The organism is Cryobacterium sp. Sr3 (assembly GCF_004402835.1).
GTDB lineage: Bacteria > Actinomycetota > Actinomycetes > Actinomycetales > Microbacteriaceae > Cryobacterium > Cryobacterium sandaracinum.
Genome location: NZ_SOFA01000013.1, coordinates 1 through 9,363 on the forward strand (window position 1 = coordinate 1; position 9,363 = coordinate 9,363).

Genomic DNA, 9,363 nt, shown 5'->3' on the forward strand with positions numbered 1-9,363 from the left:
CACCGGATCGTGTCCCAGACCATCGTCGTCGCGGTCGGCGTGGCTGCCGACGGGCGCCGGGAAGTCCTCGGTTTCGACGTTGGTGACAGCGAGAACGAGGGCTTCTGGACCAGCTTCCTTCGGTCGTTGAAGACCCGCGGCCTCGACGGGGTCAAGCTGGTCATGTCTGACGCGCACACCGGCCTGAAGAAGGCCATCGGGACCGTGTTCCAGGGCGCCGGCTGGCAGCGCTGCCGGGTGCACTTCATGCGCAACGTCCTCGCCGTGATCCCGAAAGGATCCCAGGACATGGTCGCCTCGATCATCCGCACCATCTTCGCCCAACCCGACCGCGAGCACATCGAGAAACAGTTGCGCGAGGTGACCACGATGCTCTCCCGCTCGCACCCGAAGGTCGCCGCGATGCTCGTCGACGCGCAACCCGACCTCCTCGCCTTCGCCGGCTTCCCGAGGCGGCACTGGCGCCAGATCTGGTCCACGAACCCGCTCGAACGGGTCAACAAGGAGATCAAACGCCGCACCGACGTCGTCGGCGTGTTCCCCAACGCGGCAGCCCTGCTGCGCCTGGCCGNAAAAGACGCTACTTCTCCGAAGCATCAATGCTCGAGCTGGCCACCATGAACAACCCCATCGAGGTCCTCGACGAGGCGGTGATCCTCCCCGAACTCGCCGCCGCCTAAGCTAGAACTACTGACCCGCACGGTGTCGAGAAACTCCACCACTCAGCGGGACGTGACCTCGCTGGGCTCGCAGGCATCGCGATGTTTACCCTTGAGCTAATGGGACCGGTTCTCGGTTTCGATGACACCGACAACTCCGCAGTAAGCCTCGATTATCTGCGCCAGTATCCGCAGTTTCACGCTTTGGCGGCGGTCGCAGTGTTTATCATGGCACTCGCGTACATCGTGGCGAGTTTCGCTATCTCAGATGTGCTTACGCCACGCACAAGTATGATCACGCGCCGAAGCCTGAGCGCGCTCGGACTTTTCGCGGCTGCGTTCTCGTTCATGCATGGGGTCTTGCGCGAGTCGGTCGGAACGTTGCTCTACATCGACTCGGTCAATAGGGGATGGGGCCAGTCCGCATAGCTCACCATTCAGATGTTGGGAACCCATGGTTTCCTTGCGGCGGGCCTCATTACGCTCGCTGTCTGGTCCGTTGGTATCTGTGTGGCCGGGGTTCACTCCCGCCCCCTTCCGATCTGGTTATGTGTCTTGGGATTAGTCGCAGGCCTCCGTCTCGTGATGCTCACGGCTGGGCCATTGATGACGACAGCAGCGATCGACCTGCCCGGGATCTGGCTCGCCTCCATGGCACTGATCCCTCTGGGAATGCTTTGGTGGCTGGCCCTCGGCGTGGTGCTGCTTGTCAAGTCCCGCCGCAATCACGAGCAGCCACCTGTTAATTCAGAACAGTGGGCCACACCGAGTAGACGCGTAATGAAACCTGTATGACAACACCACGAGAATCACCCCGGCATACGATATCGTGCCGCAAACTCATCAGGGGAAGGGCGCTCACCTCGTTCCATCGTCACCTCAGCGCTCGAGGCAGTGGACGTGTTCGTCCGTTCGGAGGGGCCCGCCCCAAGCGCCTATGCCGAATTTCGGGACGACGTCGCGAGGTTCACCAGCAACCTGCTCGATGGACGCCCAACCGGCGGCATCAAGCAGGTCCCGCCGGGAAGGTATGCCACCGGCGGCTGCCGCACTGCAACCCGCCCGCATGAGGTTCCGTTAGAGCAAATGACGCGCGGGAGCCTGACGCTTCTTTGCCCTCCGGACCTGGTGGAGGATCGGCTCGGTGTATCCGTTGGGTGAGGATGCACCGTCGATGATGAGTTGGCGGGCGGCCAGAAACGCGAGCCCAGGCCCGGTTCTGCCGATCAGCGCTTCATAGGTCGGGTCATCGGAATTCTGTGCATCGACGACCGCCGCCAGTCGCCCGAGGCTGGCGTCGACATCCGTCTTGCTGATGACGCCGTGGGTGAGCCAGTTCGCGAGGAGTTGACTGGAAATGCGCAGCGTCGCACGGTCCTCCATGAGCCCCACGCCGTGGATGTCCGGAACCTTGGAACACCCGACCCCCTGATCGACCCATCGAACGACGTAGCCGAGGATCGACTGAACGTTGTTGTTCAGCTCGGTCAGGCGCTCCTCATCGCTGAGGTCTCGCTCGGAGAGAGGGAGGACGAGAATCGGGTCCAGGGCCTGGCGTGTCCGCCCGGCCAGTTCGTGTTGACGGGCGGCCACGTCGACCTCGTGATAGTGGATCGCATGCAGCGTCGCCGCTGTGGGAGACGGGACCCAGGCTGTGGTTGCACCGGAACGGGGGTGCGCAATCTTCTGCTCGAGCATGTCGTGCATGAGATCGGGCATGGCCCACATGCCCTTGCCGATCTGGGCACGGCCGGGAAAGCCCGCCGCGAGACCGGCGTCGACATTCGCGTTCTCGTAGGCAGCCATGAAGGGCATGGAACGTATCAAGCCCTTGGTGGCCACTGGCCCGGCGTGCATGGAGGTGTGGATCTCGTCGCCCGTGCGATCGAGGAATCCCGTGTTGATGAAGACGATTCGCTCGGCGGCAACGGCGATACAGGCCCGCAAGTTGAGCGTCGTTCGCCGTTCTTCGTCCATGATCCCGATCTTCACGGTGAGTGGGGGCAGGCCGAGGAGCTGCTCCACCCGGGCGAACAGGTCGACGGTGAACGCGACCTCGTGGGGGCCGTGCATTTTCGGCTTGACGATGTACACCGAGCCGGTGCGTGAGTTGCCGCCGCGGGCCTCGCCGACGAGGTCGGGGAACGAACCGAGAACGGTCAGCACCGCGTCGAGGATTCCTTCGAACACTTCGGCGCCGGACGCATCCCGCACGGTGTCGGTCTGCATCAGGTGCCCGACGTTGCGCACCAGCAGCAGGCTTCGGCCGTGCAGCGTCAACTCGCCGCCGGTAGGAACGGTGTAGACGCGGTCGCCGTTCATGGTGCGCGTGAAGACGCCGGCGCCCTTCCTGACGGTCTCATTCAGTCTGCCGCGCATGAGTTCGCGCCAGTTGCGGTAGCCGAGTACCTTGTCGTCGGCGTCGACTGCGGCAACCGAGTCTTCGAGGTCCATGATCGTGGTGACAGCGGACTCGAGCACGATGTCCTGGATGCCCGCGCTGTCCGTGGCCCCGATAGGTGCGCTGCGATCAATGGTCACGTCGAGGTGCAGTCCGTGATGTCGGAAGAGCACGGACGACGGTTCCAAAGCCTCTCCCCTGTAGCCGACCAGCGCCGAGGGCGACGCCAGGACAGCGGATGATCCGTCTTTCAAAGCCACGATCAGCGCACCGTTCTCGACTCGGTAAGCGACGGCATCAGCGTGCGAGCCCCGTTCGAGTGGGATGGCCTGGTCAAGCAGAGCCCGTCCGCGCGCGATCACCCGTCCGCCGCGGACGGCGTTGTAGGAATCCGCCCGGGACGCACCGCCGTCATCGGATATCGCGTCAGTGCCGTACAGCGCGTCGTAAAGCGAACCCCAGCGGGCGTTCGCCGCGTTGACAGCGAACCGCGCGTTGAGCAGCGGAACGACAAGCTGGGGTCCCGCCTGCGACGCGATCTCCACATCGACGTTCGAGGTGGTGATGGTGAAGTCCCCGGGTTCGGGCGCGAGGTACCCGATCCTGGTGAGGAAAGCACGGTACTCACCGGGGTCAGGCTGGCCGGGGTTAGCCCGGTGGAAGGCATCGATCTGGGCCTGCAGGTCATCCCTGATGCCGAGCAACTCAGTGTTCCGGGGAGTGAGGTCGCTGATCAGCGTGCTCAGCCCAAGCCAAAAGGCGTCCGCGGTGATGCCGGTTCCCTGCAGCGCCTCGTTCTCGACGAACGCGGCGAATGAAGAGGCGACATCGAGATCTGCTCGTTCGACGCGGGCGGAGAGGCCAGCAGTAGGCGCTGGGACGGATGCTGTGGTGGGTGTGTTCATCGTTGAACTCCTTGGGCTAGTGCGGGTACGCCCGCTCGGCCGACTGTGTCTGGCCAGTCTCGCACCCCGGCGCCGCCGCTCCTTGACACACTCACGTCGGGCAGGTCTCGTGCAATAGGGTTCAATTATCCGGCAGACGCTTCACCCTCAGTTCGCCGCCTGGTCACAAACGCTGAATTGGGAACCTGATGCCTGAAGTTCGCGCACGCCCCAGTCGATCCGAGCGATTGGATGCGCTGCCGTTCACCCGGGAGCACCGCCGTGTGCTTGTGGGTTCCGGCCTGGGCTGGGCTCTTGATGCGATGGACGTTGGACTCATTTCTTTCGTTCTGGCACAATTGGCGGTGCAATGGCAAGTCTCCGACGTGGAGCTGTCCTGGATCGCATCCGCCGGGTTCGTCGGTATGGCCATTGGTGCAGTTCTCGGTGGTTTGCTGGCCGACCGTATCGGCCGACGCCAGGTTTTCGCTCTCACCCTTCTCGTTTACGGTCTCGCGACGGGAGCGTCGGCACTGTCCGAGACTGTGGCCGTACTCATTGCATGGCGATTTATCGTGGGGCTCGGTCTTGGCGGTGAGCTCCCGGTCGCTTCGACGCTCGTGAGCGAGTTTGCGCCTCCACGAATTCGCGGCCGCATCATCGTCATCCTCGAATCCTTCTGGGCCATTGGCTGGACCGTTTCCGCGGTCATCGGGTACCTGGTCGTACCGTCATCGGCCGACGGCTGGCGCTGGGCACTGGCTGTCGGAGCGGTTCCGGCCGTGTACGCGGTGGTCGTGCGCCTTCGGCTGCCGGAATCGGTTCGCTTCCTCGAGTCGCGTGGCCGCCTCTCTGAGGCGGAGTCGACCGTCCGACGTTTCGAAAAGTCCGCCGGAATCACCGCCGGACCCTATGATTCTGCGCGCCCCGCAAAGACAGGTGAGGGGCCGAACAAAACCGGTTCCCGGACACGCGTCACCGCGCTGTGGTCGCGCGGCCTGCGTCGCCGAACCGGTGCGCTGTGGCTGGTCTGGTTCTGCGTGAACTTCTCCTACTATGGCGCCTTCATCTGGCTTCCGACCATCCTGGTCGCGTCGGGATACTCGCTCGTTCGCTCCTTCGCGTACACGCTGATCATCACCGTGGCCCAACTGCCGGGTTATGCCGCTTCGGCGTACCTCATCGAGCGTTGGGGACGGCGCAGGACACTGGCCGTATTCCTTGCCGGCTCGGCACTTGCGGCGGCGTTATTCGCGGTAGCCGGCGATGCCACCCAGGTGATCGGTGCCGGCATGCTGCTTTCCTTTTTTAACCTGGGTGCGTGGGGAGCGCTCTACGCAGTGACCCCGGAGCTGTACCCGACCCGCATCCGTGCCACCGGGGCCGGCTGGGCAGCCGGCGTTGGACGGATCGCCGCGATCCTGGCTCCGCTGGCCGTGCCGATGCTGCGCGAGATGGGCGGGACCGCAATTCTTTTCACGGTCTTTGCAATGTTCTTCGTGGTCGCTGCACTCGGCGCTCTTGGACTCCCCGAGAAACGGGGCGAGGCTCTGGAGGACTGAAACGGCAGGAACGGTTGCGCGAGACACTGGGGTATGCCCGAACTGACTTTGCACGACGGCGGCGGTCGGTTTCCGTCTCCTCCTCGGTATTAAAGTGGTAGAGGTTGCCGAAGAACGCGTCGAACCCGTGCACGGTGGGCAGGAACTCGTTCGGTGAAGGCGATGCCCTCGTTGGCAACCCGAAATATGGATGAGATTCGGTGGCCCCGAAGCATTGGAATTGCACCACGATTGGCTCCGGCCGCGGCCGCAGGACCACCAGGTGCTGGTGAAAGTAACAGCGGCTGCCGTCAACAACACAGACATTTGGACGCGCCAGGGAGCACATGGGTCGCCGGAAAATCCCACGGCGCAGGCCGGCTGACTGGGTTTGTTTGATTTTTCGCGCATTCAGGGTGGGGATATCACCGGCATTGTCGTCGAGGTGGGTCATGGTGTGACCGAAGAACTGTTGGGTCGCCGGGTGCTCGTGGACCCGGCTATCTACGGATGCGACAGCGAGAATGCGTCTCCGGCGGGGTACCTGGGCAGCGAGGCCGATGGCGGGTTCGCGCAGTACGTCGCCGTGGATGCCATCCATGCTCATGACGTGCTGGATTCCCCGCTATCGGATGTGCAGCTGGCGTGCCTGCCTGTGGGCATTCGCCATCGCGATCGGAATGCTCGAACGTGCCAACGTGCGAGGCGGCGAAACCGTGCTCGTGACGGGAGCATCCGGCGGGGTTGGACGTGGTCGCTGACATCGCCGGTGGACCGGGGGTCTCCACCATGATGCCGATGATTCGGGACAACGGACGCTGGGTGATCGCGGGTGCTGTGGCGGCGCCGGTGATCGACTTCGACCTCCGCCGCCTCTATCTTCACAATGTGCTGCTGATCGGACCCTCGATGCACACCCGGGTTCATTTTCGTCGGCTCGTCGAGCTTGCACGCGGCGGGCAGGTCAGTCCTCAGGTCAGCAGCACGTTTGCCCTGACCGAGATCGCCGAAGCCCAAACGGAGTTCTCCGAGCGACGACACATCGGCAAGATCGTCATCCTCCCCCACTGAGACCAACTGTTGGTACCCGAGGGAAAACTCTGATTGATGTACCAATAGTGCACTATCGTGCACTTATGGAGAAAAGTGCTGCGGAACTTGCAACCGCCATCGGTGTACGCGTCAAACACGAACGCCAACAACGTCGGTGGACTCTTGACCAGCTGGCGGAAGGCACCGGGGTGAGTCGCCGAATGCTGGTCAACATCGAGCAGGGTGCCGCGAACCCGAGCGTAGGGACACTGCTCCGGATCAGTGGCGCCCTCGGCGTGGGCCTCCCCGATCTGGTCGAACCGCCCCGATCGAAGCGGATGAAAGTCACCCGAAGGGACGAGGGCACGGTGCTGTGGACCGGCGCGCACGGCGGGCGCGGAGTGCTCGTCGCGGGGACTATACCGCCGAACGTCGTCGAACTGTGGGACTGGACCCTCGAAGCAGGCGATCGACATGTGAGTGAACCGCATACGGCCGGTACGAGAAAACTCGTGCAGGTACACCTGGGAACGATCTCGATTTCGTCGGGAGAAGAGACGATCACGCTCAACGATCGCGACGCGCTCTCCTTCCCCGGCGACGTAGCCCATTCCTACGTCAACGCCGGCCCGCACGCAGCACGATTCTCACTGACAGTGTTTGACCCGGGCGTCGGCTCGGCTACCCGAACGGAACGCGTTGATGCCTGAGCAGACGGCCTTGAACACGTTCCTCGACGCCGCCCGAGTCGACGATGACGTCTTTGCGTTACGGCCCGATTACCGGGCGGTGTTGGTCGCTGTCGATGGACTCGAGCCCGGCCCGAGTGATGAGGCAAGCGAGGCGCTGCTCCTCGCGGCGGAAGAGGCAGCCCGCTCCACTCTCCAGCAACAGGCTGTCGAGGAGGTTCCGCACATTGCCGCGTGGCGCCAGGCGTACCGGGCGTTCGGTGCGAAGCCGCAGCGCACCCGCAACAGTCTGGAGGCGCTTATGCGCCGCGCGGCATCCGGGCTGCCCCGCGTGAATCGACTCACGGACCTGTACAACGCAATCTCGATTCTGCACGTGGTACCGCTCGGCGGGGAGGACCTAGCGCACTACGTCGGAGCACCACGCCTGATCCGCGCAACCGGGTCGGAACCTTTCGAGATCATGTCCGAGGGCGCATCCGTGACTGAGTATCCCGACGCCGGGGAGGTCGTGTGGACCGACGCGGGCGGTGTGACGTGTCGACGCTGGAACTGGCGTCAAGCACGTCGCACCCAGCTCACCGACACCACCACCAGCGCCCTGTTCATCCTCGACGCACTCGAACCGCTCGACGACGACGCACTATTGGCAGCAGCTCGGGAGCTCGAGCGGGAGCTCACTCGTCTCGGCTCGAACGTCCAGGTCGCGCAGCGCCGGCTCGGAGCAAACGCACTGTCCGGAAATGCCTGACATGAGCCAACGCAGCATCCCGATTCCCGCCTCGGCGCTTGGTGTCACGGCCATGCTGTCTGTTCGGCTCGGCTCGGCACTCTCCGTCGACCTGATCACGACAGTCGGTGCTGCCGGAACGGAGGACTTGCTCTGAGGTACTGGCCTCACCCAACCCTGACGCGTAAGCGTTCGGCGATCAGGCACCGGAGGGATGGGTCCGGGTGAGCGATTTTCTCATCATGAGTCCTAATGCGGACCACGCGTCAACCTCACCGGTTTTTGGGTGCCCGGGCAAGTCCGTGAGTAGTCTCAACGCATGATTGTGCTGGGTGAGTTCGTCATCGGCTTGCTCGCCCTGATCGGCGTCACGGTGGTCGCGGTCGGTACCATTTCTGCCGACGATCGTCGGCGCATCCGCTCTGATGTTGATCTTCGCCGGGGATGGGCTACTCACGCGGCTCGACGGTGGAATCCTGCTACTCGTCGGCGTCGTCTACACCGTGCTCATAGTGCCTGCCGCTCGCCGTGAGGCCGCCGTCGTTCGCACCGAGTCCGCCCGCGAGTCCGGCATCACGAAACGAGAGATATCTCCACTGCACAGCTGGGGCGCGACGTGCTCTGCCCGTCGTTCGGACCTGACAAGACGACGGGATGATCCGGTCTGTCACGCCCGACCAGCAAGCGTGTGGACAGGCCAGCGGCCGACTCGTGGGACGATGCCGTTGTGCGGATATTGATGAGGCTCAGGCGGACGTTCGACGTGTCTACCGCGGCGGCTTCGTCGGTCAATTGGTTTCAGGCACACTGTGGCTGATCGCGGCGGCCGTGGCGACTTGATTGTCGCCAGGCGCATCGATCGCAACGCTGTTCCTGGGTGGGATGCTGATTTTTCCCCTGACGACGCTCACGCTTCGAACCGCCGGCGGGCCAGCGGCATTGCCCAAGGGCCATCCGATGGCGGCGCTCGCGACGCAGATCGCATTCACCGTCCCTTCGGGCATGCTCGTGGCCGTTGCCCTGGGACTGACCGAACCGAACCTGTTCTTCCCGGCAAGCATGATCATCGTCGGTGCGCATTATATGCCGTTCGTTTTCCTTTACGGGATGCGTCTCTTCTCCGTGCTCGCCGGATACTGATCCTGGTCGGAACAGTGCTTCTCCTGTAACTACCGGTCGGCGCTCCGCTCGGCGGATGGTTCGCGGGTGCACTCCTGGTCGGTTTCGCGTATCTGCCGCGCGCGTCCTCAGAACGGCGTGGGCTCCCCTGACTGGGCATCCCGACCGGGTGGGGCGGGCGACGGTGTGGGCGACGCCGAGCGGATGACCGTGGCCGGCTCACTCACGAACGTGCGCCCGGTCGGCGACGTCCACTCAAGCGTGCCGTCACCGAGGTGCAACACCCGCCACCCGGTCTCGCTCTTCAA

At 63.9% G+C, this 9,363-nt stretch carries 8 protein-coding genes and 2 pseudogenes; 8 read left to right on the plus strand and 2 right to left on the minus strand.

Going from position 1 to position 9,363, the window contains the following annotated elements:
* Positions 1 to 680, plus strand: a pseudogene (locus E3N94_RS03575) (IS256 family transposase); the annotation flags it as partial.
* Between the two features lie 99 nt (positions 681 to 779).
* Positions 780 to 1,088 (plus strand): hypothetical protein, encoded by a 309-nt coding sequence (locus E3N94_RS03580; protein ID WP_134420277.1) that lies wholly within the window; start codon positions 780 to 782, stop codon positions 1,086 to 1,088.
* A 648-nt stretch (positions 1,089 to 1,736) separates the two neighbouring features.
* On the opposite strand, the gene E3N94_RS03585 is transcribed toward E3N94_RS03580, so the two are convergent.
* Positions 1,737 to 3,965 carry a malate synthase G gene (locus E3N94_RS03585; RefSeq protein WP_134416128.1) on the minus strand — a complete coding sequence of 743 codons (2,229 nt, stop codon included), beginning with the start codon at positions 3,963 to 3,965 and terminating at the stop codon, positions 1,737 to 1,739.
* Positions 3,966 to 4,153: 188 nt separating this feature from the next.
* Between E3N94_RS03585 and E3N94_RS03590 the strand changes: the two genes are divergently transcribed.
* From E3N94_RS03590 to E3N94_RS03615, 6 genes are all read left to right on the plus strand, one after another.
* Complete coding sequence (locus E3N94_RS03590) at positions 4,154 to 5,506, plus strand: MFS transporter (protein WP_104099590.1); 1,353 nt, start codon at positions 4,154 to 4,156, stop codon at positions 5,504 to 5,506.
* A gap of 723 nt (positions 5,507 to 6,229) precedes the next feature.
* Entirely contained in the window at positions 6,230 to 6,556 is a 327-nt protein-coding gene (locus tag E3N94_RS16865) for a zinc-binding dehydrogenase (RefSeq protein ID WP_277870669.1), read from the plus strand.
* A 65-nt stretch (positions 6,557 to 6,621) separates the two neighbouring features.
* On the plus strand, positions 6,622 to 7,227 hold the full coding sequence (locus E3N94_RS03605) for an XRE family transcriptional regulator (protein ID WP_174720214.1): 606 nt from the start codon (positions 6,622 to 6,624) through the stop codon (positions 7,225 to 7,227).
* The gene (locus tag E3N94_RS03610) at positions 7,220 to 7,957 is read left to right on the plus strand and encodes a phenylalanine--tRNA ligase beta subunit-related protein (protein ID WP_104099588.1); all 738 of its coding nucleotides are present in this window, start codon (positions 7,220 to 7,222) and stop codon (positions 7,955 to 7,957) included. The genes E3N94_RS03605 and E3N94_RS03610 overlap by 8 nt, the downstream gene beginning before the upstream one ends.
* Positions 7,950 to 8,093: a hypothetical protein gene (locus E3N94_RS16420; protein WP_158250208.1), complete on the plus strand. Its 144-nt coding sequence runs from the start codon at positions 7,950 to 7,952 to the stop codon at positions 8,091 to 8,093. Before E3N94_RS03610 ends, E3N94_RS16420 begins: the two co-directional genes overlap by 8 nt.
* Before the next feature lie 683 nt (positions 8,094 to 8,776).
* Positions 8,777 to 9,076 carry a hypothetical protein gene (locus E3N94_RS03615; protein ID WP_134569825.1) on the plus strand — a complete coding sequence of 100 codons (300 nt, stop codon included), beginning with the start codon at positions 8,777 to 8,779 and terminating at the stop codon, positions 9,074 to 9,076.
* Positions 9,077 to 9,183: 107 nt separating this feature from the next.
* Here the strand turns inward: E3N94_RS03615 and E3N94_RS16925 are convergent.
* Positions 9,184 to 9,363: pseudogene (locus tag E3N94_RS16925) on the minus strand (HNH endonuclease); the annotation flags it as partial.

What these genes read in the sequence shown, in the direction of transcription:
- E3N94_RS03580 (WP_134420277.1), top strand. Translation starts at nt 780, where the DNA reads ATGGGACCGGTTCTCGGTTTCGATGACACCGACAACTCCGCAGTAAGC.
- E3N94_RS03585 (WP_134416128.1), bottom strand. Translation starts at nt 3,965, where the DNA reads ATGAACACACCCACCACAGCATCCGTCCCAGCGCCTACTGCTGGCCTC.
- E3N94_RS03590 (WP_104099590.1), top strand. Translation starts at nt 4,154, where the DNA reads ATGCCTGAAGTTCGCGCACGCCCCAGTCGATCCGAGCGATTGGATGCG.
- E3N94_RS03605 (WP_174720214.1), top strand. Translation starts at nt 6,622, where the DNA reads ATGGAGAAAAGTGCTGCGGAACTTGCAACCGCCATCGGTGTACGCGTC.
- E3N94_RS03610 (WP_104099588.1), top strand. Translation starts at nt 7,220, where the DNA reads ATGCCTGAGCAGACGGCCTTGAACACGTTCCTCGACGCCGCCCGAGTC.
- E3N94_RS16420 (WP_158250208.1), top strand. Translation starts at nt 7,950, where the DNA reads ATGCCTGACATGAGCCAACGCAGCATCCCGATTCCCGCCTCGGCGCTT.